The organism is Candidatus Fukatsuia endosymbiont of Tuberolachnus salignus, assembly GCF_964030845.1.
Taxonomy (GTDB): Bacteria; Pseudomonadota; Gammaproteobacteria; order Enterobacterales; family Enterobacteriaceae; genus Fukatsuia; species Fukatsuia symbiotica.
In genome coordinates, this window is sequence record NZ_OZ034983.1 from 2,959,952 (window position 1) to 2,983,177 (window position 23,226).

Annotated in this window: 22 protein-coding genes; 4 read left to right on the forward strand and 18 right to left on the reverse strand. The window is 42.1% G+C overall.

The window, feature by feature from the left end:
* Positions 1-9 precede the first annotated feature (9 nt).
* Positions 10-1,266, forward strand: coding sequence for a PTS ascorbate transporter subunit IIC (locus AAHH42_RS14215; RefSeq protein ID WP_072549825.1), 1,257 nt, complete (start codon positions 10-12; stop codon positions 1,264-1,266).
* Between the two features lie 51 nt (positions 1,267-1,317).
* Here AAHH42_RS14215 and AAHH42_RS14220 read toward each other — a convergent pair whose 3' ends face one another.
* From AAHH42_RS14220 to kefG, 15 genes are all read right to left on the reverse strand, one after another.
* Positions 1,318-1,890 (reverse strand): DNA-3-methyladenine glycosylase I, encoded by a 573-nt coding sequence (locus AAHH42_RS14220; protein ID WP_342221406.1) that lies wholly within the window; start codon positions 1,888-1,890, stop codon positions 1,318-1,320.
* Positions 1,887-2,594, reverse strand: a complete 708-nt coding sequence (locus AAHH42_RS14225; protein WP_072549823.1) for an amino acid ABC transporter permease — start codon at positions 2,592-2,594, stop codon at positions 1,887-1,889. Before AAHH42_RS14225 ends, AAHH42_RS14220 begins: the two co-directional genes overlap by 4 nt.
* A 1-nt stretch (position 2,595) precedes the next feature.
* The gene (locus tag AAHH42_RS14230; protein ID WP_072549822.1) at positions 2,596-3,333 is read right to left on the reverse strand and encodes an amino acid ABC transporter permease; all 738 of its coding nucleotides are present in this window, start codon (positions 3,331-3,333) and stop codon (positions 2,596-2,598) included.
* A gap of 294 nt (positions 3,334-3,627) precedes the next feature.
* A complete protein-coding gene (locus tag AAHH42_RS14235) occupies positions 3,628-4,494 on the reverse strand; it encodes an ABC transporter substrate-binding protein (protein WP_072549821.1) in 867 nt (288 codons plus the stop codon).
* Between the two features lie 406 nt (positions 4,495-4,900).
* Positions 4,901-5,593, reverse strand: coding sequence for a bactofilin family protein (locus AAHH42_RS14240; protein ID WP_072549820.1), 693 nt, complete (start codon positions 5,591-5,593; stop codon positions 4,901-4,903).
* A gap of 377 nt (positions 5,594-5,970) precedes the next feature.
* Positions 5,971-6,717, reverse strand: a complete 747-nt coding sequence (gene phoU / locus AAHH42_RS14245) for a phosphate signaling complex protein PhoU (RefSeq protein ID WP_072549819.1) — start codon at positions 6,715-6,717, stop codon at positions 5,971-5,973.
* Between the two features lie 14 nt (positions 6,718-6,731).
* Entirely contained in the window at positions 6,732-7,499 is a 768-nt protein-coding gene (gene pstB, locus AAHH42_RS14250; RefSeq protein ID WP_342221407.1) for a phosphate ABC transporter ATP-binding protein PstB, read from the reverse strand.
* Positions 7,500-7,712: 213 nt separating this feature from the next.
* Positions 7,713-8,609 carry a phosphate ABC transporter permease PstA gene (gene pstA, locus AAHH42_RS14255; protein ID WP_342221408.1) on the reverse strand — a complete coding sequence of 299 codons (897 nt, stop codon included), beginning with the start codon at positions 8,607-8,609 and terminating at the stop codon, positions 7,713-7,715.
* Entirely contained in the window at positions 8,606-9,568 is a 963-nt protein-coding gene (gene pstC, locus AAHH42_RS14260; RefSeq protein WP_072549859.1) for a phosphate ABC transporter permease PstC, read from the reverse strand. Before pstC ends, pstA begins: the two co-directional genes overlap by 4 nt.
* Before the next feature lie 67 nt (positions 9,569-9,635).
* Positions 9,636-10,673: a phosphate ABC transporter substrate-binding protein PstS gene (pstS, locus tag AAHH42_RS14265; RefSeq protein WP_072549816.1), complete on the reverse strand. Its 1,038-nt coding sequence runs from the start codon at positions 10,671-10,673 to the stop codon at positions 9,636-9,638.
* A 334-nt stretch (positions 10,674-11,007) separates the two neighbouring features.
* Complete coding sequence (locus tag AAHH42_RS14270) at positions 11,008-12,066, reverse strand: hypothetical protein (protein WP_342221409.1); 1,059 nt, start codon at positions 12,064-12,066, stop codon at positions 11,008-11,010.
* Positions 12,067-12,203: 137 nt separating this feature from the next.
* Entirely contained in the window at positions 12,204-13,271 is a 1,068-nt protein-coding gene (degS, locus tag AAHH42_RS14275; protein ID WP_342221410.1) for an outer membrane-stress sensor serine endopeptidase DegS, read from the reverse strand.
* Positions 13,272-13,479: 208 nt separating this feature from the next.
* Positions 13,480-13,680 carry a YheV family putative zinc ribbon protein gene (locus tag AAHH42_RS14280; RefSeq protein ID WP_072549813.1) on the reverse strand — a complete coding sequence of 67 codons (201 nt, stop codon included), beginning with the start codon at positions 13,678-13,680 and terminating at the stop codon, positions 13,480-13,482.
* A gap of 15 nt (positions 13,681-13,695) precedes the next feature.
* Positions 13,696-15,504, reverse strand: coding sequence for a glutathione-regulated potassium-efflux system protein KefB (gene kefB, locus AAHH42_RS14285; RefSeq protein WP_342221411.1), 1,809 nt, complete (start codon positions 15,502-15,504; stop codon positions 13,696-13,698).
* 2 nt (positions 15,505-15,506) lie between these two features.
* Positions 15,507-16,073 (reverse strand): glutathione-regulated potassium-efflux system ancillary protein KefG, encoded by a 567-nt coding sequence (gene kefG / locus AAHH42_RS14290; protein ID WP_072549858.1) that lies wholly within the window; start codon positions 16,071-16,073, stop codon positions 15,507-15,509.
* 125 nt (positions 16,074-16,198) lie between these two features.
* On the opposite strand from kefG, the gene AAHH42_RS14295 reads away from it, so the two are divergent.
* A complete protein-coding gene (locus tag AAHH42_RS14295; protein ID WP_072549811.1) occupies positions 16,199-18,094 on the forward strand; it encodes an ABC transporter ATP-binding protein in 1,896 nt (631 codons plus the stop codon).
* On the forward strand, positions 18,091-19,128 hold the full coding sequence (locus AAHH42_RS14300; RefSeq protein ID WP_342221412.1) for a glycosyltransferase: 1,038 nt from the start codon (positions 18,091-18,093) through the stop codon (positions 19,126-19,128). The genes AAHH42_RS14295 and AAHH42_RS14300 overlap by 4 nt, the downstream gene beginning before the upstream one ends.
* A 28-nt stretch (positions 19,129-19,156) precedes the next feature.
* Here the strand turns inward: AAHH42_RS14300 and rlmB are convergent, their stop codons facing one another.
* Positions 19,157-19,900, reverse strand: coding sequence for a 23S rRNA (guanosine(2251)-2'-O)-methyltransferase RlmB (rlmB, locus tag AAHH42_RS14305; RefSeq protein WP_072549809.1), 744 nt, complete (start codon positions 19,898-19,900; stop codon positions 19,157-19,159).
* 223 nt (positions 19,901-20,123) lie between these two features.
* Between rlmB and AAHH42_RS14310 the strand changes: the two genes are divergently transcribed.
* A complete protein-coding gene (locus AAHH42_RS14310; RefSeq protein WP_342221413.1) occupies positions 20,124-20,546 on the forward strand; it encodes a hypothetical protein in 423 nt (140 codons plus the stop codon).
* A gap of 145 nt (positions 20,547-20,691) precedes the next feature.
* Here the strand turns inward: AAHH42_RS14310 and AAHH42_RS14315 are convergent, their stop codons facing one another.
* Positions 20,692-21,204: a hypothetical protein gene (locus AAHH42_RS14315; protein ID WP_072549807.1), complete on the reverse strand. Its 513-nt coding sequence runs from the start codon at positions 21,202-21,204 to the stop codon at positions 20,692-20,694.
* A gap of 191 nt (positions 21,205-21,395) precedes the next feature.
* Positions 21,396-23,222 (reverse strand): glutamine--fructose-6-phosphate transaminase (isomerizing), encoded by a 1,827-nt coding sequence (gene glmS, locus AAHH42_RS14320; protein WP_072549806.1) that lies wholly within the window; start codon positions 23,220-23,222, stop codon positions 21,396-21,398.
* Positions 23,223-23,226: the final 4 nt, after the last annotated feature.

Genomic DNA, 23,226 nt, shown 5'->3' on the forward strand with positions numbered 1-23,226 from the left:
GAGGTATAGATGGATTTTTTTCGTTTTCTAATGGACGATGTGTTTGCTGAACCAGCAATATTGGTCAGTTTAATCGCACTAGTTGGCCTGCTTGCCCAAAAAAAAACCCTGACAGAATGTATTCAAGGTGCCGTTAAAACCATTATGGGTCTTGTTATTCTAAGTGCAGGTGCCTCTTTGGTCGTATCTTCTCTCGGTGATTTTGCCAATATTTTTCAACATGCTTTTGGTATTCAAGGTATCGTCCCTAATAATGAAGCCATTGTTGCTGTTGCCCAAGAAAATTTTGGCAAAGAAATGGCGATGATCATGTTTTTCGCCATGTTGATTAATATTTTGATTGCACGCTTTACACCCTGGAAGTTTATTTTTCTCACCGGTCATCACACCCTTTTTATGTCGATGATGGTCGCCGTTATTTTAGTAACCTCAGGGATGACAGGTTTGCCCCTCATTACCGTCGGCTCTCTAATAGTTGGTATATCAATGGTTTTCTTTCCAGCTATCGCTCACCCTTATATGAAAAAAGTCACAGGATCGGATGATGTCGCCATTGGTCATTTTTCCACGTTGTCCTACATCCTTTCAGGTTTTATTGGCAGTAAATTGGGTAATAAAAAACACTCCACCGAGGATATGAACGTCCCTAAAAATTTGTTGTTTTTACATGATACCCCGGTAGCAATTGCTTTCATTATGAGTATTATTTTTGTCATCACTTGTTTATTTGCCGGTAATGATGCCGTAAAAAATCTCAGTGGCGGTAAAAACTGGTTTATGTTTTCCCTGATGCAGTCGATCACCTTTGCTGCTGGTGTCTACATTATTTTGCGGGGAGTTCGCATGGTAATCACTGAAATTGTTCCGGCATTCAAGGGTATTTCCGATAAATTAGTCCCTCATGCTAAACCGGCGCTGGATTGTCCAGTAGTTTTCCCTTATGCCCCTAACGCAGTATTAGTTGGTTTTTTAAGCAGTTTTACCGCAGGGGTTCTTTGTATGTTCACACTGTACCTGCTTAACATGACGGTAATTATTCCAGGCGTTGTCTCGCATTTTTTTACCGGCGGAGCCTCTGGAGTATTCGGTAATGCAACGGGTGGTCGACGTGGCGCTATACTGGGCGCTTTTACTCAAGGACTGTTAATCAGCATCCTACCTGTTTTTTTATTGCCCGTCCTGGGTGATATCGGTTTTGCCAATGCCACCTTCTGCGATGCAGATTTCGGTGCCGTAGGCATTTTATTAGGCACTATTGTCCGTTAATTAATGTCCTCGTGAATGATATCTCCGTAAATAGATTTCTTGCACAAAAAATCATCCAACCACGTTATCAGGATGACAAAAACAACTGACAAGATGATCATTCACCAAGCCACTGGCTTGCATAAAAGCGTAGCAAACCGTAGGGCCAATAAATTTAAACCCCCGTCTTTTCAGTGCATGGGACATAGCATCAGACACCAGCGTGGTCGCCGGTATCTCATCTTGGCACCACCAACGATTAACTTGCTGTTGACCGTTAACGAAACTCCAGATGAAACCGGAAAAATCTTCTCCACGTGCTACCATTGCCAAATAAGCCCTAGCATTGGTGATAATGGCCTGGATTTTACCACGATGACGAATAATACCGCTATCTTGCATCAACATTTCTACTTGCTCTGATCCCATCAATGCAATTGCCTGAGGATCAAAATAATAAAAGCGCTGCTGGTAATGAGCACGTTTCTTAAGCACAGTGATCCACGAAAGACCCGATTGTTGTGCCTCCAAACATAACATGCCAAATAGCACTTGATTTTGCCTTTGTGGAATACCCCATTCGGTATCGTGATAAGCGATATATGATGTATCCGAAGTGACCCAACCGCAGCGCTTGCTATTCATCGTGCACTTTTTTGTTGACAATACTGGGATAACTTAAAGCGTCGGCTGATGGCATTCACCATCAGATCCAGGCTGAGACAGAGCATAAAATAAACAAGTGCTACAAACATAAAAATTTCCATCGGATAAACCATGCTACGATTATTGACCTGTGTTGCTAAGAATGTCAGTTCGTTGACGCCCACGATATAGGCCAGAGAAGTATCTTTAATCAATGAAATCCATTGATTAATAAATGAAGGAACCATCATACGCAATGCCTGTGGTAACACAATAAACCATAAAACCTGACGTTGGTTAAATCCCAATGATAAACCCGCCTGCCACTGACCGGTCCCCACTGCCATTATCCCCGCTTTTACTGCATGAGCCAGATAAGCTGATGCAATCAACGTTAGCGCACAAACCACGGTAGTGATTTCAGGGATATCAATACCAAAGGTAATAGGCAATAGAAAATAAGCCCAAAAAATCAGCATAATTACGGGAATAGCACGGAAAAAACCAAGAACAGTAACTAAAATTCCGCCCCAGAAGCCACGCGCCATCGCCAGTAGCATTCCCAACAAAGTTCCTAAAATAGCGGAAGCAACCCCAGACATTAGACTGATCAATAACGTCAATGCCGCCCCACCCAATCGACCATCAGGAAAAACGCCCCACATCAGGTAGCGCCAATTATCAATGATAATGGTGAAATCCATCTTAATGTTTCCTGACTGTCATTCGTTGCTGACGCCACATACCCCAAACCTCAATTAACGCAATAATGGCAACATACAGTACAGTGGCAATACCAAAAGCCTGGAAGGTACGCAATGTTTCAGTTTCTACCTGACGGGAAGTATAAGAAAGTTCAGCGACACCAATTGCCATAGTCAGTGATGAATTTTTAATCACATTCATATATTGCCCAAGCAACGGCGACATAGCGATTTTTAATGCCTGTGGCAAAATCACATAACGCATCGATTGCCACCCCGTTAATCCCAATGCCTGCGCTGCATATTTCTGCCCACGAGCAACACCCGCGATACCGGCACGTAACTCTTCAGCAATAAATGCAGCTGAATAAAGCGTTAAGCCGATTAAACCGCTTAAAAACTCAAAAGACGGCCAACGGAGGACTAAATTAAAGAGTATCAATTCATGGGCAGTATTTAGCCACTGCATCCAGGACAGAGGCAGTAGCTGACCCACAGCAAAGTACCAAAAAAAAAGCTGCACCAACAACGGCGTATTACGAAAGACAGAGCTGTAAATAATGACAGACCATTGCAGTATTTTTAGATGACTATCTCTGGCTACCGCCAGTAAAAATCCTAATGATGTCGCCGCGGCCACCGTACAAGCAGAAATCCACAAAGTAAGTAGAAAGCCATCCCATAACCAAAGCAAATATTGCGGAGCCAATAGCCAATCAGTGAGATACTGCAACTTCATAAGTGACGTCCATCAATGTCATAATAAGGCATTAAACTTCTAAGAACCTATTCGAAATCTCTTGTGCTCGCCGTGTTTTGGTCAAATAATTCGTCAAAAACGGGCTCAAAATGCTCATTGACTCTATGTAAACTGCGCTTTTTCGCCCACTTTTTCCTCGTCTGAGCGTCGCTCAAGAGGATTTGGAATAGATTCTTACAAAACCTACCAAAAAATACTCAGCCCTACACCGGAAAAAGTGTAGGGCTGGAAAAACAACATTCAGACGGGGAACACCCGCCAAATATACACCAGTCAATCGGCCACTGGCTGTTGATCAAGAAGAGCAAATTTAAAATCACCGCGCGGCTGAGCTGAACGGGTTTCCGCGCCAAACCAACGGTTATAAATATTGAGCGCATCACCGTCTTCTTCCAGCTTTATCAACGTTCGGTTGATGAACTCAATTAAGCGCTTTTCTCCTTTAGCCGCCGCTACTCCTTGGTATTCTTTCGTGATACTAAAAGGAGAAATTTCAAAATCAGCCTTCTGTGCTACAGGTATATTACCCAGCAAACCCACCAATTTGGCATCATCTTGAGTAATTGCCTGAACATTGCCATTACGCAACGCAGCAAACGCTATAGGTGTATCATCATAAGAAATGACTTTAGCCATAGGATAATGCTCACGCAAGGTAATTTCCTGCACGGTGCCTTTATCTGCGCCAATACGTAATTGCTTAATATCCTCCGGCGTTTTTAATACACCTTTACGAGCAATAAATTTTTGACCGGTAGCAAAGTAAGGCAAACTGAAATCTACTTCTTTTTCTCGCTCACGAGTGATAGTGAAATTAGCAGCGATCAGATCAACTTTTTTCGATTTCAGCAATGGAATACGGTTAGCAGGATTGGTCGCCCGCAATTCTAATTTGATCGATTCGACCGGGAGTTTTAATTCGACCGAGAGTGCTTTAGCGATAGCCTCGGCGATATCGACGTCATATCCCACCAGTTTTTTCGTCAGTGGATCCACGTAGCCAAAAGGCGGATTACTATCGAAAACGGCAACACGTACCACACCCGCCCCTTTAATCTCATCGAGTTTATCAGCATAAGCCACACCAGAAAGAGTAACGAAACTGGTCAACAGGATTAGTAATATAGCAAAATTCTTCATCAAATCACTCCTGAGAACATGTTCAAAATCTGCTGAGTCCGCTGATACCTCATCACTCGTAACCCAAGATACCGTTCTACATTCACTATACACACTAAGTCACAGATTAAAACTAACCAGTCATGTATGCAAGTAAGTCGTAGACTAAGCTTTTTCACCTTGCAGGAAAGATTTTAAACAAACCTTAAATAATTAATATTGCACATCGGCGCAGCCTAGCAATTAGCACGATAGATTAGGAAATAATATAAAAAGCTATATTTATAACTTTTTTCTTGGTAGGTTCAGTTAAAAATAATAGACTTCTTGCAAAATCATAGTTCGCATAGTTCGTTATGCGAAGTCAGGGCACCTGGCGCGCAGTAATTTCACGGTACGAGCACAAGAGATTTCGAACAGGTTCTAATTAAGCATTAGCTAAAATATCATCAGACAATGGATCTGTGATGGCTCTCTCTTTAGATTTTTTCCGTTCCACTGATGAAGCGGCATTCTGCTGTGTTTTACCTCTAGCGTTATTCGGTTCTTCGCTGATTTCAGACTGACCAATAAACACACCACCTTTTTTGATCGAAAAGTTAGTACCTTTGACAATACCTTTTAAACGACCATGCTCAAGTATTTCTAAATGATCAGAAACACAAACGCCATCAACACGACCATCAATAGTAATATGAGGAGCGGTTAAATTACCCTCAATATTACCGCTGCGCATTAATCTTATTGTCCCCTCAGTGACAGTAATATCACCGATGACAACACCATAAATTTGAATATCACCTTCGAGATCGACATTCCCCTTTAACTGTGTACCAGAAGCAATGATAGTATTCGTTTTAGTCAAATCCTGAGATGGGTTAGATACAGGAGAATTACCCGGCAGCGGGACATTAGTCGCTGACGATATTTCATTATTATTACTATTGACTTTCTTTTTAAACATGGTTTTTATCAACATAAAAAGTAAAACTAAAAAAAACAATACAGGAACAAAAAGTAGGCAAATGATACAATCATAAAATACATAGCCCACTAAACCAATAACCCATCCGCTCCACAAGAGACATAACACGATATTCTTGCGTACAAATAGGTTCATAGTTATTCGTCCCAGCCAGAAAAGCATCAATTACAATAGACTTCTTGCAAAACCTACTACGTCCTCTAAATACGTGCTGTAAATTCTGCGTTACCTGATGCTCGCAATCCTCATGTACTCAGTACAAAATAACAACATAGGAACAAAAAAATAAATCCCACAGATCCATAAAATATTTCAAGAATAATAATACAGATTGAGACTGGAAATAAACCATCTCATCTAAATTATTTTAATAATTCAATTTATTACATACATAAAAAACTTCCGTCAAGGAAACAAAGCGGAAGTTTTCTGGTTTTAATTAATAGAAATCATCATATATTATTAATTTTGGTTTTACACAAAAAATAAAAGTATACAAAACGGAAAGTATTTTATTTGGCTCTTTTTTTCTTATCGTCAACGTTTTTATCATTAGCAAGCAATTTTTCCAACGCATCCTCTCCCTGATGGCGAAGATCTTGCCCTTTAACAAAGTAGAAAATAAATTCACAAATATTTTGACAACGATCACCAATACGCTCAATAGAACGGGCGCAAAATAGCGCTGTTAAAACATTGGGAATAGTCCGCGGATCTTCCATCATATAGGTCATTAATTGACGCACAATTCCTTCATATTCCTGATCCACTTTTTTATCTTCACGATAAATGCGGGTAGCATCATTCAGATCCATTCTGGCAAAAGCATCCAGTACATCATGTAACATTTTCACCGTATGTCGCCCTAATGATTCCAGACTCACCAGTAACGGCTGATGCTGCTGAGAGAAGTTTTCCAACGCCGTGCGACAAATTTTATCAGCGACATCACCAATACGTTCCAACTCTGAAATAGTTTTGATGATCACCATGATCAAACGTAAATCACTGGCGGCAGGCTGACGTTTAGCAATGATACGCACACAAGCTTCATCGATGAGGATTTCCATCTTATTGACCTCCTCATCACCCTTAATAACCCGCTCTGCCCGATCACCATCCAACTTATGCATAGCAGTGATGGCGTCATTTAACTGTTGCTCTACCAAACCTCCCATCTTCAAAACCTGGGTACGGATGTGTTCAAGTTCTGTATTAAACTGACCGGAGATATGTTGATTCAGTTTGAAGTTATCCATGATCTGTCCTGTTTTTAACCGTAGCGGCCAGTGATGTAATCTTCCGTCTGTTTTTTCTGCGGAGCGGTGAATAATGTATCGGTATCACTAAATTCAATTAATTCGCCTAAATACATAAATGCAGTGTGATCAGAACAACGTGCCGCCTGCTGCATATTGTGTGTCACCATCACCACCGTATAATCTGATTTCAATTCACTAATTAATTCTTCAATTTTGCCGGTGGAAATAGGATCAAGTGCCGAACAAGGTTCATCCAACAATAATACTTCAGGACGAACGGCAATAGCGCGTGCAATACATAAGCGTTGCTGTTGCCCGCCCGATAAACTATTACCACTTTGACTCAGCTTATCTTTGGTTTCACTCCACAACGCCGCTTTCGCTAGCGCCCATTGCACCCTTTCATCCATATCTGAGCGAGATAAATTCTCAAATAAGCGAACACCAAAGGCGATATTATCGTAAATTGACATCGGGAAAGGGGTTGGCTTTTGAAAAACCATGCCCACTCTGGCGCGCAATAATGCAATATCTTGCTGATCAATAAGAACATTTTTTCCATCAAGCAGGATATCGCCAGTGACACTCTGATCTGAATATAGCAGGTACATTTTATTAAAAGTACGCAGCAATGTTGATTTACCACAACCTGATGGACCAATAAAGGCCGTGACTTGATTTTTAGCAATATCCAACGAAATATTCTTCAACGCATGAAACTTGCCATAGTAAAAGTTCAAATCGCGAACTTGAAGTTTACTACCGGGGATCTTACTCATTAAAACGTCTCTCCTTTAAGAACCTGTTACAAATCTTCTTGAGCGACGCTCAGACGAGGAAAAAATGAGCGAAAAAGCGCAGTTTACATAGAGTAAGTGAGCATTTTGAACTCGTTTTTGACGAATTACTTGACCAAAACACAGCGAGCACAAGAGATTTCGAACAGGTTAATAACCCACGCTGCTGGAGCCACGCTACAGATTTTTGGCGCATCAGTTTGTTTTTTTAGCGAACGTAACCCGCGCCAGAATATTTAACAACAGCACACAAAGCGTAATCAGTAGTACCCCTGCCCAAGCAAGTTGCTGCCATTCGCTAAACGGACTCATGGCAAATTTAAATATCGTTACCGGCAAATTGGCAATAGGATGATGCAGGTCTGTGCTCCAAAATTGATTAGAGAGCGAAGTAAATAACAAGGGCGCGGTTTCACCGGCAATACGAGCCACAGCCAGCAAAATGCCTGTCAGAATACCAGAGATCGATGCCTTCAGGGTAATAGCCGTGACAATACGCCATCTGGGTGTTCCTAATGCATAAGCCGCTTCCCGCAAACTATTTGGCACCAGTTTCAACATGTTTTCCGTGGTACGAACAACAATAGGCACTTGGAGTAATGCCAATGCGATGACCCCTGCCCAGCCGGAAAAATGTTCCATCCTTGTCACTACCACGGTGTAAACGAATAATCCCACCACAATAGAGGGAGCAGATAACAGAATATCATTGATAAAACGTGTTATTTCAGCTAACCAGGATTGACGTCCATATTCTGCTAGATAGATACCCGCCATAATGCCAAGCGGTGTACCTATCAGTGTCGCCCATAAAATTAATAATCCACTGCCAGCAATAGCGTTAGCCAAACCACCATCCGCAGCATTAGGCGGTGGTGTCATCTCGGTAAATAACGCCAGTGACATACCATCGATTCCTTTAGTCACAGTGGTGAATAGAATCCATACTAACCAAAACAAGCCAAAGATCATCGTTGTCATTGAAAGTAGCAGCGCCACCAAATTTTTTTGCCGACGCCATGCCTGTTTTTTGCGTCGAGTTTCTATTAATTTCTCACTGTTTTGTAAGATTACCTCGTTTTGTATTGTCATGTTAACGCCCCCTCCTGCTTAGCTAGACGTAAAATCATTAACTTAGAGAGGACCAAAACAATAAAAGTGATCAAAAATAAAATGAGTCCCAATTCCATCAACGCTGAAGTATGTAAAGGTGACTCCGCCTCAGCAAATTCGTTTGCTAGCGCAGAAGTAATGCTGTTACCCGGCATAAATAACGAAAAATTATCGAGTTGATACGTATTACCGATGATAAAAGTAACCGCCATAGTTTCACCAAGTGCGCGACCAAGCCCCAGTATCACTCCACCAATAACACCATTTTTGGTAAATGGCAGCACAATACGCCAAATAACTTCCCAGGTGGTACAACCGATACCATAAGCCGACTCCTTCATCATCACCGGCGTTTGTTCGAAGACATCGCGCATCACAGCGGCAATATAGGGAATAATCATAATGGCTAAAATAATGCCAGCTGCCAAAATACCGATACCAAATGCTGCGCCAGAGAACAACACACCAACGATCGGTACTCCAGCAAGGACATCACCCACTGGCTCTTGAAAATAGCGAGCAAACAGTGGAGCAAAGACAAACAAACCCCACATACCGTAGACAATGCTAGGGATCGCGGCAAGCAATTCGACGGCGATCCCAAGGGGGCGCTTCAGCCAACGGGGAGCAAGTTCGGTTAAAAATAGCGCGATACCAAAACTCACAGGAACCGCAATAATCAGAGCAATCACCGAAGTCACTATCGTGCCGTAGATAGGAACCAATGCGCCAAATTTTTCAGCGGGAGGATCCCATTCTTTATCCCATAAAAAGGCAAAACCAAATTTTTCAATGCTAGGCCAAGAAGCAACCAGCAGCGAGATAATGATACCGCCCAGCAAAAATAAGGTAACTAACGCTGCCAGTTTAACCAGCGTACCAAAAATAATATCACCGTACTGATTGGGTGCTTTGATCGTAGGCTTATAAGCAGCCATAGATTTTTTTCTCATCTGGGAGTAATTAGGGTTTGTAAAGCCTGTTCCAAATCTTCTTAAGCGACGCTCATAAAGTTTTACCCTCTTCAGTGCTAATCTGAGTTTTCCAGGCAGCACGGATTTGTTCAACCACTTCGGCTGGCAGCATCGCATAATCAAGGTCATTTGCTTGTCTAGCGCCGTTTTTGTAACTCCAATCAAAGAATTTCAGTACCTCTCTTCCTTTAACGGCATCTTTTTGTACTTTATGTAACAAAATAAACGTCGTTGAAGTGATCGGCCAGACATCCTTGCCTTTCTTATTAGTCAAATCTTGCGCGAATGTTTGGCTCCAATCCGCCTCTTTCGCGGCGGCACTAAAACTCATTACTGTCGGGCTGACGGGCTGACCATCGGCAGAAACTAATTTGGTATAGGCTAAACCCGTTTCCTTGACGTAAGAATATTCTACATAGCCGATACTACCGGGCAAGCGTTGTACGCATGCCGCAACACCATCATTCCCCTTACCGCCAAGACCTACTGGCCAATTAACACTGGAACCGAAACCCACTTTTTTCTTCCATTCGGTATTCACTTTTGCCAAATATTGGGTAAAGACAAAAGAGGTGCCTGAACCATCAGCGCGGCGCACAACGGCAATATTTTTATCCGGCAGTGTGACTCCGGGATTGAGTTTAGCAATCGCCGCATCATTCCATTTTGTCACCTTACCTAAATAGATATCACCTAATGTTTGGCCATTCAATATTAATTCATTAGATTTAATACCGGGCAGATTGACCACCATCACCACACCACCGATAACAGTAGGAAATTGAAATAAGCCATTAATAGCCAGTTTATCGTTAGACAATGGCTTATCTGAAGCACCGAAGGCCACAGTATTGGCGATAATTTGTTTTTCACCCCCTGAAGAACCTATGCCTTGATAATTTACTTTATTCCCCGTTTCTTTCTGATAAGCATCCGCCCATTGAGCATACACAGGCGTGGGGAAGGTCGCACCCGCACCCGTCAGGTTAACAGCAGCAAAGGCGGACAGAGTAAATACAGATAAGACCACAGCAATGATATTTTCTACGGTGATACGTATCAGTTTCATACATTCTCCCAATCAGGATGAAAATTATTTTCATGCAGACAAAAAAACGTTGTATACCCAATGCATTTCGAGTTACGGCAAGGCGGCAATCAATCGAATCCCAGGAGTGTACAGATAGTACATGACTGGGATGAGTGCGAGCCGCCAACGCCGCCGTAACTTGAAAGGCGAAGGGTATATCAGATAAAAACAATAGCAGAGGAGAACATAGGGCAGTTTAATGACAGAAAGATGGATTATTTATTACAGTTTTATGACAAGCCCCGGGTAACCAAGGCTTCAATTTTTTTTCGCTGTTATCCGATCACTGATTTCAGGTTTAATCATTCGCTATTTATCTCAACTGCCTTAATATAGCTAATTGAGTCGATAGACTATGTGATCGAAGTTGTGTTTCATTTGCCGTGAATTTGTGGGATACAAATTCTACGTTCCCGTCCTTATCAATCGAAATTTTAGCTTCAAATTCAACTTCTTCATAAGCTAATTTATCGTATTCAGAATCTTGTTCTCTTAAAATAAATTCGATCTGATCAGCAGTTTTTGATGATAATGTGGTCGTCACGGTAATACTGCCGCTCTCCTCACGACAGACTTGAACTTTATTAGAAGGACTAAATAACATATAATAATAGAATGGAGATTTATATTTCTCTAATACTTTGATTAACGGTGCAGAAAAAGTCTGCGAAGCAACTGCATTTAATGCAATGGCTTGTTTTTTATCTTTATCTTTATCTTTATCTTTATCTTTATCTTTATCTTTATCTTTATCTTTATCTTTATCTTTAATAGAGTCATATACAATCTTTAATGTTTCAAATACTTCTTCTTTCCCAAATTTTCTATATTCTTCTGGTACCTTAAATCCTACAAAAGAATATTTCTGTCTAGGTAAATCGTTAGATAACTGTTCAAACGGATCACAACCATCTATAGGTATAGAATTAATCAATTCCTGAACTTTATTCGTCAACTGTTTTGAAAAATTAATTTTTTCTCTATATTCTTCAATATCATTTATTCTTTGACCAAAAAGATTATTAACATTTTTTTCTTCCGCAGTAAAATGCTTAGACTCAAATGCGCGTACTAATTTTCCATTAACAAAAAATTCCAGATTTGAGGTTTGGCTGTTTTGTTCGATATGAAATCTATCCCTATAAGCTTCGTCAGCAATGTCTTTTAATTCAACAAAAGAGTCGACACATTCAGATAATGTTGTGTACTTATTATCTTTAAACAGACTAGAGAATTTATCATATGCTTTAATATCAGAGAAACAATGTTCTATTCTATTAAAGAGTGTCTTAATTAAATCCTCTTTTGTTGGAGGATTCTTTTTTGTAAAAAATTGAGTTACATAAGGAAATGCCCCAAATATAAACATCATCAACCTCAAAAACATAAAAAATAAATTGCATACATTTATACCAGATAATGAAAAATATTATTTTTATATTCCGCTCAAACTATAAACTTTCACTCAATGACACACGATTTTTTTGCCACTGATCAGATCAAAGCGATTCAATTATCCGGGTATTCACTGATGGTTATTTTTAATATTATTTGCTGACCATGACGTAATATCAGTACTGAAACAGGCGTACCAGGATGTATTTCAGCCACCTGATCCATCGTTTCTATGGTAGAGACGACTTTATTGTTATTAACATTCAGAATAATATCGCCAACCTGTACACCCGCTGTGGCAGCAGGCCCGCTGGGTGAAATCTGGTTCACTTTAATGCCGTGTGTCGCGCCTTGTTTAGCATTAATCGCATTAAATGGCGGATAATCGTTACCCGTGATACCAATATAACCGCGAATAACACGCCCATCGCGGATCAGTTTTTGCATCACTTTGCTTGCCAGTGCAGCGGGAATAGCAAAGCCTATCCCTTCCGGCGTTTCTCCGTTACTGCTTTTGTCGAATGATAAAGTATTAATCCCCACCAACTGGCCTAATGTATTGATCAAGGCACCACCGGAGTTGCCACGGTTAATTGATGCATCGGTTTGTAGAAAATTTTGCCGCCCAGAATCACTCAAGCCAATACGACCTGTCGCACTGATGATACCCTGAGTGACCGTCTGCCCAAGATTATAGGGATTACCTATCGCTAGCACCACATCACCAATATGTGTTATGCGTTGGCTATCAATCGGGATCACCGGCAAATTATCTGCATCAATTTTTAACACCGCCAGATCGGTCAAACTGTCTGAGCCAACGAGTGAGGCTTCGTATACGCGACCATCTTGTAGTGCCACAATAATTTGCTCTGCGTGATTGATGACGTGTTTATTAGTAACAATGTACCCTTTATCACTCATAATAACGCCAGAACCCAACGTCCGTATCGCGAGGCCATTCCGAGTGGCACTCCCCAGGCTACGGTTATAAACATTGACCACCGCCGGAGCTGCGCGCCTTACTCCCTGACTATAACTGATGGGAACGTCTTTAATAGCACTCTCCTGTCTACCCTCGTTTTTTTCCATAAAAAACGAACGTAATACCGGTAATAATATCAGTAAAATAGAGGCAAAAATCAGACCTAAAATAACAGAGCGCAATAACTTAAGTAACATAAAATTTTAAAATATAAAAGGATAGAGGGTTGAAGAATAGCATTTGTAAACCGAGTACAGCACACCCTAATTCATTGATGATGATATCAATAGGCTTCTTGCAAAACCGGCGCCTGGCGCGCAGCAATCGCTGCGTACACGAGTACATGAGGATTACGAGCACCAGGTAACGCAGAATTTGCAGCACACAGTAGGTTTTACAAAAAGCCTAATGAGGACGAAACATACCGATCACATGCTCACCAGAGCGGGTAGCTTTCGAGGGCGTATCGAGCTGATATTGATGATGACCACAGCGCACACATTCCACCACTTCCTTTTGCTCTTCTCGCCATAATGCCAAGGTGTCTAACGCATGACACTGTGGACAAATCGCACCCGCAATAAACCTTTTACGCATGATTGTCATGACCGATCTCCAAAATTATTCGTATGTATCCCAACCATCTAATTGCCGCCGTTCATTTTGCATTTCACGCTGGAAAATATCCTCAAGTTCACGGCGTGCTTCCTTCACTCTAGAAATCTGTGCCACATCACCATGATGATGAGGCATCAATTCACGTAGCATCCGCATATCTAAACGGCGGAAATGCTGTTGCACCCGATAAGCCTGATGGGGATGCATACCTAATTCTAATAACGTCTTGCGTCCTAATTCCAAAGCACTGGAAAAAGTCTCACGAGTAAAATTTTCTATGCCATTTTGCAACAGTTCGTGTGCTTCCACTCTACCTCTTGCACGGGCAAAGATTTTCAAATTAGGAAAATGTTGCTGGCAGAGATGAACCAATATCATAGTATCTTCCGGCTCATGACAGGTGATGACGATCGCCTTCGCTTTTTCTGCACCCGCTGCACGTAAAAGCTCAAGTTGTGTAGCATCACCGTAATAGACTTTGTAACCATACTTACGCATCATACTCACGGCACTAACATCACGTTCCAATACGGTAATGCGCATTTTATTAGCCATGAGTAAACGCCCAATCACTTGCCCAAAGCGACCGAATCCAACAATAATCACCTGAGGATCATTATCTTCGACAAAAGGCTTTTCATCATTTTCTTCCGACGTGTTATAACGGCGCGCGAGCAGCCAATCTATTATCTTCATCAGCAAGGGTGTCGTCATCATCGATAGTGTTACTACCACCAGCAGCAATGCCAATTGATCCGCCGCTAGCACTTTTTGGCTAAATGCGGCAGAAAACAGAACGAAAGCAAATTCTCCTCCCTGGCTCAATACACCAGCAAATTGCAAGCGTGCTGAGCGGCGTAAAGCAAAAAGACGTGACAAAGCATAGAGTACCACGGCTTTTATAGAAACCAGCGTCACGACCCCCACCAGCACTAACAACACATGGCTAAAGAGCACACCGATATTTAATGCCATTCCCACCGAAATAAAAAATAACCCGAGCAATAATCCTTTAAAAGGTTCAATGGCAATTTCTAGTTCGTGCTGAAATTCACTTTCTGCCAGTAAAACACCCGCAATAAAAGTGCCTAATGCCATAGACAAACCCAATGCATCCATAAATAAGGCCCAACCTAACACGACCAATAACGCGGCAGCGGTAAAGACCTCCCGTACCCCTGAAGCGACAATATAACGAAACAAGGGACGTAACAGATAGCGACAACCGATCAACATCCCCGCGAAAGCAACCATTTTCATACTGATTTTAAGCCAATCGTTATTCTCTCCGCCGCTGCCTGCCAAAATAGGAATTAACGCCAATGCTGGGATCACCGCCATATCTTGAAACAACAACACCGAGAATCCAAGCTGTCCCCCTTCGTTGTGATTCATCCCTTTTTCACGCATCAATTGTATCGCCATTGCGGTAGAAGACATCGCCAGACCGATACCACCAATTACCGCCGCTTGCCAAGCGAAATGAGTTGCATAAAGTAAAGCACCGAGAATGATTGAAGTGATCACCACCTGGCCGGTACCCACGCCAAATATCGAGCGCCTAAGCTGCCACAATTTTGCCGGTTTAAGCTCCAATCCGATGATAAACATCAAAAAAACGACCCCTAATTCGGAAAAATGCAAAATTTCATCGACATCACGGATAAGACCCAATCCCCAAGGACCAATAGCAATCCCGGCGACGAGATAGCCCAGGACAGCACCAATCCCTAAACGCTGAGCTATCGGCACAGCAACGACAGCGGCAAATAAAAACAGCAGGATAGCGATTAATAGTATTGGATATTCCATTATTAGACCTCTTGCAAAACCGTACCTGTGGTATCAAATGGCGATTGCAGCCACTGCGCATATTTATCGGCTTGTTGTTGTAATAACTCCGGATTTTGCCGCCGTGCACAATAAATGATAATCGGGATCATCCAATGCATGCGGCACATCAACGCTGTCAGCTCAAAAGGCCGCAGGATATCACTCATCGGATAACGGTTATAACCACCCAACTGATACGCCACATCAGGTTCACCCGTAGTAATCACCGAACGCCAGTATTTTCCCTTCAGAGCACCTCCAGTCGGTCCATTGGCAAAACCGCGTACTAATACCCGATCCAGCCATTCTTTTAGCAAGGCCGGACAACTATTGGTATACAGAGGGTGTTGAAACACAATGACATGATGCTCCTGTAACAATCGTTGTTCATACTGGGCATCAATAAAAGAATCCGGATAATGCGCGTAGAGATCGTGCACGGTAACATGTTCTAATTTTTGAATAGCTTGCAGCAAAACCCGATTCGCAACCGAGCTTTGTGGTTCAGGATGAGCATATAACAATAGGATTTTAGGTGGTTGCAAAATCATTCCTCTCTAAAGCGTCGTCAAGGTGATGGTTTTCCGTTACCATGCGAAGATTAAATTTCGTAAGAGGTTTAATCTATCTTAAGATAATTACAAATTAACATATTCTGCACATACGGCGCGCTATGATTGTTTTCTCCTCTTTGCAAATTCGACGCGGTACCCGTGTCTTACTAAACAACGCGACAGCAACGGTTAATCCGGGTCGAAAGGTCGGTCTAATCGGCAAAAATGGTTGTGGTAAATCAACACTACTGGCGCTACTGAAAAATGAAATCAGTGCTGATGGCGGTAACGTCACTTTTCCCAATAACTGGGCTTTAACCTGGGTCGATCAAGAGACTCCTGCTTTGGATGTACCGGCAGTAGAATACGTTATCGACGGCGACCGTGAATTTCGTCAATTGCAAGCCCAACTGCAAACAGCCAACGAAAAAAACGATGGTCTTGCCATTGCCAACCTACACGGAAAATTAGACACCATGCAGGCCTGGACTATTCAAGCACGCGCCGCCAGCCTACTCAATGGCTTGGGATTTTCACAACAGCAGCTGCAACAAGAGGTACACACCTTTTCCGGAGGCTGGCGAATGCGCCTTAATCTGGCTCAGGCACTGATTTGCCGTTCAGATCTGTTATTGCTAGATGAGCCGACCAACCACCTTGATTTAGACGCTGTTATCTGGCTGGAGAAGTGGCTAAAAAATTACCCCGGCACCTTGATTCTTATTTCCCATGACCGTGATTTTCTTGATCCTATTATCGATGAAATTTTACACATTGAACAGCAGACACTATACGAATACAGAGGAAATTATTCATCATTTGAACGGCAACGCGCGGCCAAACTTTCGCAACAACAGTCAATCTATCAGCATCAACAAGAAAAAAGGGCACATTTACAAAATTATATTGACCGTTTCCGTGCCAAAGCCAGTAAAGCCAAACAAGCGCAAAGTCGTATCAAGATGTTGAAACGTATGGAATTAATCGCGCCAGCACATGTCGATAACCCGTTTCATTTTAATTTTTTCACGCCAGAAAACCTACCCAATCCGTTACTACAGATGGAGAAAGTCAGTGCCGGTTATGGTGAGCGGATTATTTTGCAATCGATCAAGTTGAATTTAGTCCCTGGTTCACGTATCGGTTTGTTGGGACGTAACGGCGCAGGGAAATCAACCTTCATTAAGCTGCTGGCAGGTAGCCTAACACCACAAAGCGGTGAAATCAGCTTATCCAGAGGAATTAAGCTCGGTTACTTTGCACAACATCAACTGGAATATTTACGGGCTGATGAATCACCATTGCAGCATATTAATCGCTTGGCTCCCCATGAGACAGAGCAGCGTTTGCGTGACTATCTTGCTGGTTTTGGTTTTCAGAGAGGGCAGGTGATTGATCCGGTAGCCAGTTTCTCCGGTGGCGAAAAAGCACGCCTAGTACTGGCGTTGATTGTCTGGCAGCGTCCCAATTTATTGCTACTCGATGAACCCACCAATCATTTAGATCTCGATATGCGGCAAGCACTCACCGAAGCATTGATTGATTTTGAGGGCGCACTGGTAGTGGTTTCGCACGACCGTCATTTATTACGTTCAACTACTGATGAGTTGTATCTGGTACATGATGGCAAGGTGGCACCCTTTGCCGGTGATTTGGATGATTACCAACAATGGTTAGGCGATTTACAACGTCAGCAAACGCAGCAACATAATCCCATTAAAGGCCAAAAACGGCGCGATGCAGAGTTCCTTAGTCAAAGTCAACCCTTGCGTAAACAAGTGACGACACTGGAACAACAGCTAGAGAAATTAAATACGGAATTGACGACCATTACGGAAAAACTCGCTGATGTCACGTTATACGACATGGCTCGCAAAACCGATCTGACGCTATGCCTGCAACAACAAACCCAGGCTAAAATCAAACTGGAAAAGGTTGAAATAGATTGGCTGGATGCACAGGAAAAACTAGAGCTAATGACTCAGAAATTTGCAGCGGAACAAAAAAAAGTATGAAGCCAATCGAGGTTAGCGTTATTGTACCGGTGTTCAATTGTGCTGCTTATCTTACTGATTTAATGGATTCATTATGCAGTCAATCCGGTGTGTCATGGGAGATGATTGCGGTCAATGATGGTTCGACAGATGACAGCCTGGTAATATTGCAGGAGATAGCCGCTACCGATACCAGACTAGTCATTATTAATCAATCGAATCAAGGGGTTGCTGCTGCACGTAACAGCGCTCTAGCACAAGCGCGTGGTCATTGGGTTGCTTTCGTCGATGCAGATGATTGGTTAGCTCCCGATACGTTACAAACCTGGGTGCAACAGGCGAACAGATTAAATGTCGATTTACTCATCGGCAACGGATTTCGCTTCAGGATTGATCCTCATGCGCAGCACGCAAAACAAGCGCCCCTTCACACAACAAAAGGTTGCACAAAAGATTTACTGTATCATCATCCACCAGGACAGGTAATAAGTGGTCGACAATGGATTATTCATAGTGTTAAACAAGATGAATGGCTGCATTATGTATGGCTACAATTTGTTCGCCGGGATCTCATCGTGAATAACCAACTGGCGTTTATCCACGACATGGTACATGAAGATATTTTATGGACCACCGATCTGGCGCTAGTCGCGCAGCGGATTGGCTTTTGTGCGACACCATTTTATGGCTATCGCATCAATCCGTTGTCAATTACTCATTCACACTCTGCCCAATCGCTATACAACAGGGCAAACAGCTATGTAGACATCATTAAGGGATTTCTGGACAGAGCAACAACTACGGGGGATGATCCCTTGCTACGCAAAGCATTACTACGCCATGCTAACCGTGAAAGCGGCCATTTTTTAGGGCTAATGCGTAAAAAAATAGCCAGCTCACCGGAACATACCGAGCTGGCTCGCCGTTTTATCAGATTAGGGTTACGTAGCGCTTTATTCCTCGGTGCAACCAACATCAGTGATTTTTGGCGTGCGCTACGCTGTAGTCTAACAATCAGCTATTATGCCGTTGCTAATATCCGCGCCACACAGTAGTTTTTGCAAGAAGTCTAATGATTTACAATCAAATAAGACTACGTTGACGTACCACTTCAAACAAACAAACACCAGTAGCAACAGAAACATTCAAAGAAGACACCACACCGACCATCGGGATACGGATTAATTTATCGCAATGCTCACGAGTCAAACGACGCATACCTGTCCCCTCTGATCCCATCACTAAGGCCATAGGCCCAGTCAAATTGCTTTGATATACACTTTCTTTCGCTTCACCTGCCGTACCAACAATACAAATATCTTGTTCTTTTAATAGCCGCAGGGTACGTGCCAAATTAGTTACCGTAATCAAGGGTACACTTTCAGCTGCACCACTCGCTACCTTCTTCACCGTGGCGTTAAGTGAAGCAGAGCGATTACGAGGTACAATAACCATATCCACACCTGCCACATCTGCACTTCGCAAACAGGCGCCTAAATTATGTGGATCGGTAACACCATCCAACACCAGTAAAAGGGGGGTCTCTGTCTCTATACCGGCTAGCAAACCAAGCAAATCACTTTCCTGGTACTGACGTCCTTTACGGACTCGCACCACAATACTCTGATGCACACCCCCTTCAGCCTGGGAATCCAGCCATTTTCGATTGGCGTGCTGAACCGCTAAACCGCAGGCTTCCACTTGAGAAACCAACGCTTGTAACCGACGGTCATGGTTATCTTTTTGAATAAAAACCTCGAGAAAACGTTGCGGCTCACGCTCTAACAAAGCTTTGACGGCATGAATACCGTAAATAATTTCGCTCATGCAAAGATCCGCTTTCTAATTGCAGGCCAATAGGTTTAGATACATTTTCTCAGCCAAGCCGATTATTTTGTCATCCGCAGTAATAGACGTCATCTTTTCAACCTTCGACTGAGAAACCAGTATTCTATCAAATGGGTCTTTGTACATATCCGGTAAAGCTGATAGATTTATAGGCTTCATTACCTCCCATTATACTTTTTGAGAATAAAGGATATACAAAAAAATGAGTACATGTTCAATCACAGGACTAAAGCAACAACTCATTAAGTCTAAAGAATTAAATACCGTATGGAACTATTTTTTCGATCTAATGAAAGAAACAGGGAGTTTACGAAAGGATAACACTACCATTCCAAAACCTAAAGAAGAAGATACCCTGATAGCTGTACTGACTATAATCGAGAATATCGTAGGTCAAAAATTGGATAGAAAAGTAACTTTTATTAACTTGATGTTTAATAAAGTTTCCGATTCACACTTTTATCACGGTTTTTGCATGATTAAGGGCTTTTTCCAACCTCTTTCCATTTTTTATTTTCTTGATGTTGAAATGGGATCCTTCCTTTATAACAAAAATGGGCGTTCCGAGATGTTCAGATTTTCACTGACAACAACAACAGATCCTAATACTTTAATTAAACATTAAGATTTTTCTGCCGTTTGTTGACACATTCACAATGTTTAGTAATATATTCCATAAATGCCTCACTATCTCGTGATTAACAATCTGATGAAACATTTTTATCTCGATATAGGGGGCACTTATTCATTCTTAATTAGAGTGTTATTTTTTATGAATAGTCTTGAAGTAGTTTCATTGTATCACTACTGCTTGGTCCTCCAGAACTAAATACACCTGTTAATCTTTCCAAAAATGATTCTTTTTTAGAACTTTCTTCTTTTATAAGGCCGATAAGAGTATTTTGTAAAGTAATGAGAGGTTTGAATTTATTAGGCTTAAATGTTGCAGTATTTTCGCAGATCTTAATTATAGATTGTATTACTACAGTATATTCATCGCCCAAACACGTAATCTTAGTTTTTTCCGTTTTACTTAATTTCTTTACAGCTTCATTCAATGATTTTGCTGCCTTATTAATACTTGAGACATGATCTGCATTTAACTTTGATCCTGGCTCGAACCCTACGTTTAATTCTTTCAACGGTTCTTTTATTTTAGCCCAAAATATATCTATGTAATCAAGCAGGCAGTTTTTTAATTTTCCTTTTTCCAACAGTACTTCTGGGACTACTCCAGCATTTCCTGCTGAAACAGGCTGAGATGATATGGAATCAGCTCTCATCTACTGGTATGGAACTTCTCCAGCACCAGTAGCACCAACGCTTAGCATAATATTTATCCTCAATTCAATTAATTTCTTTAACTAAGAAAAAACAAGGCCTAATAATAGGCCAAGAGAGTCTCTTAATCAGCAACTCACTAACGAATAACAGTAGCTAATGAAGAATTGTATAAAGATAGGATTCACAACGCTTATTCAACCGTCACCGATTTTGCTAAATTACGCGGTTGATCGACATCGGTGCCTTTAATCAGAGCGACATAATAGGCAAGCAGTTGCAGTGGCACGGTATAAAAAATGGGCGCGATAATTTCTTCTACATGTGGTAATGGAATAATTTTCATGCCATTACTGTCACTAAAACCCGCATTTTGATCAGCGAAGACATACAACTGCCCCCCTCGGGCGCGTACTTCTTCAATATTCGATTTCAGTTTTTCTAGCAGTTCATTATTTGGCGCGACAACAACAACCGGCATCTCATTATCGACCAGTGCCAACGGGCCATGTTTCAACTCACCGGCAGCGTAAGCTTCAGCATGAATATAAGAGATCTCTTTTAGCTTTAGGGCACCTTCCATAGCAATCGGATATTGATCACCTCGCCCAAGAAACAACGCATGCTTTTTATCAGCAAAATTTTGTGCCAACATCTCAATGGTTTTATCCAGTGCCAACATCTGTTCTATTCTGGCAGGCAATTTTTGCAGTGCCTGCACAATATCATGTTCCCGACTTTCCTCTTGACCTTGCAAACACCCAATGTAGGCCACCAGCATTAACAACACGGTTAGTTGGCTCGTAAATGCCTTGGTAGAAGCAACACCAATTTCAGTACCGGCTTTAGTCATCAATGCCATATCGGATTCACGTACTAATGAAGACGCCAAAACGTTACAGATCGCCAATGAACCTAAATAGCCAAGCTCTTTAGACAGACGTAATGCCGCCAGCGTATCTGCCGTTTCTCCCGATTGTGACAACGTGATCAGTAGACTATTTGTACGTGCGCAAGATTTGCGGTAACGGAATTCAGAGGCAATTTCAACATCGCATGCTATGCCTGCTAAAGATTCAAACCAATAGCGTGCTACCATCCCTGAATTGTAAGAGGTGCCACAGGCAATAATTTGAATATGTTGTACCCCTGACAGTAACTCCTGTTTTTCAGCCAATTCTGACAAATCGACTTTACCATGATTCAAACGGCCTTCCAGTGCATTTTTAATCGCTATCGGCTGTTCATAGATTTCTTTTTCCATGTAATGACGATAGGTTCCTTTATCACCCGCATCATACTTTGTTTGCGATTCAACTACTGGGCGTTTTACTACATTGCCCTGTTTATCAAAAATACTCAGATTATCGGCACTTATTTCGGCCAGATCCCCTTCTTCCAGGAAAATAAAACGACGGGCAACAGGTAGCAGAGCTAATTGGTCGGAGGCAATAAAATTTTCACCCTCGCCACAACCAATCACCAGTGGACTACCTGAACGAGCAGCCACTAAACGACCAGGATCACGACTATCCATTATCACTGCACCATAAGCACCGCGCAATTGAGCAATCACAGCTTTAACCACCTCGAGCAGAGAACCACCTTGCTGTTGCTGCCAATTCACGAGATGAGCAATCACTTCAGTATCGGTTTCAGAAGTAAAATGATAACCACGACTGATCAATAGCTCGCGTAATGATTCATGGTTTTCAATAATACCGTTGTGAACCACAGAAATATGTTGCGAAACATGAGGATGTGCATTGACTTCTGAAGGTTCACCGTGAGTCGCCCAACGGGTATGTGCAATGCCGGTACTACCCTGTAATTTTTGCATTACAGCAGCATCAGACAATACCTGCACTTTACCCACTCGACGCAAACTATTCATCTGACCTTTGCTATCGACCACGGTTAGACCGGCGGAATCATAACCGCGATATTCAAGACGGCGTAAACCTTCAATCAATATTTCAGCAATATCACGTTGCGCTACTGCACCAACAATTCCACACATCAGT

Excerpts from the sequence above, each read along its gene's own strand:
- AAHH42_RS14215 (WP_072549825.1), top strand. The coding sequence starts at position 10 with ATGGATTTTTTTCGTTTTCTAATGGACGATGTGTTTGCTGAACCAGCA.
- AAHH42_RS14220 (WP_342221406.1), bottom strand. The coding sequence starts at position 1,890 with ATGAATAGCAAGCGCTGCGGTTGGGTCACTTCGGATACATCATATATC.
- AAHH42_RS14225 (WP_072549823.1), bottom strand. The coding sequence starts at position 2,594 with ATGGATTTCACCATTATCATTGATAATTGGCGCTACCTGATGTGGGGC.
- AAHH42_RS14230 (WP_072549822.1), bottom strand. The coding sequence starts at position 3,333 with ATGAAGTTGCAGTATCTCACTGATTGGCTATTGGCTCCGCAATATTTG.
- AAHH42_RS14235 (WP_072549821.1), bottom strand. The coding sequence starts at position 4,494 with ATGAAGAATTTTGCTATATTACTAATCCTGTTGACCAGTTTCGTTACT.
- AAHH42_RS14240 (WP_072549820.1), bottom strand. The coding sequence starts at position 5,593 with ATGAACCTATTTGTACGCAAGAATATCGTGTTATGTCTCTTGTGGAGC.
- phoU (WP_072549819.1), bottom strand. The coding sequence starts at position 6,717 with ATGGATAACTTCAAACTGAATCAACATATCTCCGGTCAGTTTAATACA.
- pstB (WP_342221407.1), bottom strand. The coding sequence starts at position 7,499 with ATGAGTAAGATCCCCGGTAGTAAACTTCAAGTTCGCGATTTGAACTTT.
- pstA (WP_342221408.1), bottom strand. The coding sequence starts at position 8,609 with ATGACAATACAAAACGAGGTAATCTTACAAAACAGTGAGAAATTAATA.
- pstC (WP_072549859.1), bottom strand. The coding sequence starts at position 9,568 with ATGGCTGCTTATAAGCCTACGATCAAAGCACCCAATCAGTACGGTGAT.
- pstS (WP_072549816.1), bottom strand. The coding sequence starts at position 10,673 with ATGAAACTGATACGTATCACCGTAGAAAATATCATTGCTGTGGTCTTA.
- AAHH42_RS14270 (WP_342221409.1), bottom strand. The coding sequence starts at position 12,066 with ATGATGTTTATATTTGGGGCATTTCCTTATGTAACTCAATTTTTTACA.
- degS (WP_342221410.1), bottom strand. The coding sequence starts at position 13,271 with ATGTTACTTAAGTTATTGCGCTCTGTTATTTTAGGTCTGATTTTTGCC.
- AAHH42_RS14280 (WP_072549813.1), bottom strand. The coding sequence starts at position 13,680 with ATGACAATCATGCGTAAAAGGTTTATTGCGGGTGCGATTTGTCCACAG.
- kefB (WP_342221411.1), bottom strand. The coding sequence starts at position 15,504 with ATGGAATATCCAATACTATTAATCGCTATCCTGCTGTTTTTATTTGCC.
- AAHH42_RS14295 (WP_072549811.1), top strand. The coding sequence starts at position 16,199 with ATGATTGTTTTCTCCTCTTTGCAAATTCGACGCGGTACCCGTGTCTTA.
- AAHH42_RS14300 (WP_342221412.1), top strand. The coding sequence starts at position 18,091 with ATGAAGCCAATCGAGGTTAGCGTTATTGTACCGGTGTTCAATTGTGCT.
- rlmB (WP_072549809.1), bottom strand. The coding sequence starts at position 19,900 with ATGAGCGAAATTATTTACGGTATTCATGCCGTCAAAGCTTTGTTAGAG.
- AAHH42_RS14310 (WP_342221413.1), top strand. The coding sequence starts at position 20,124 with ATGAGTACATGTTCAATCACAGGACTAAAGCAACAACTCATTAAGTCT.
- AAHH42_RS14315 (WP_072549807.1), bottom strand. The coding sequence starts at position 21,204 with ATGAGAGCTGATTCCATATCATCTCAGCCTGTTTCAGCAGGAAATGCT.
- glmS (WP_072549806.1), bottom strand. The coding sequence starts at position 23,222 with ATGTGTGGAATTGTTGGTGCAGTAGCGCAACGTGATATTGCTGAAATA.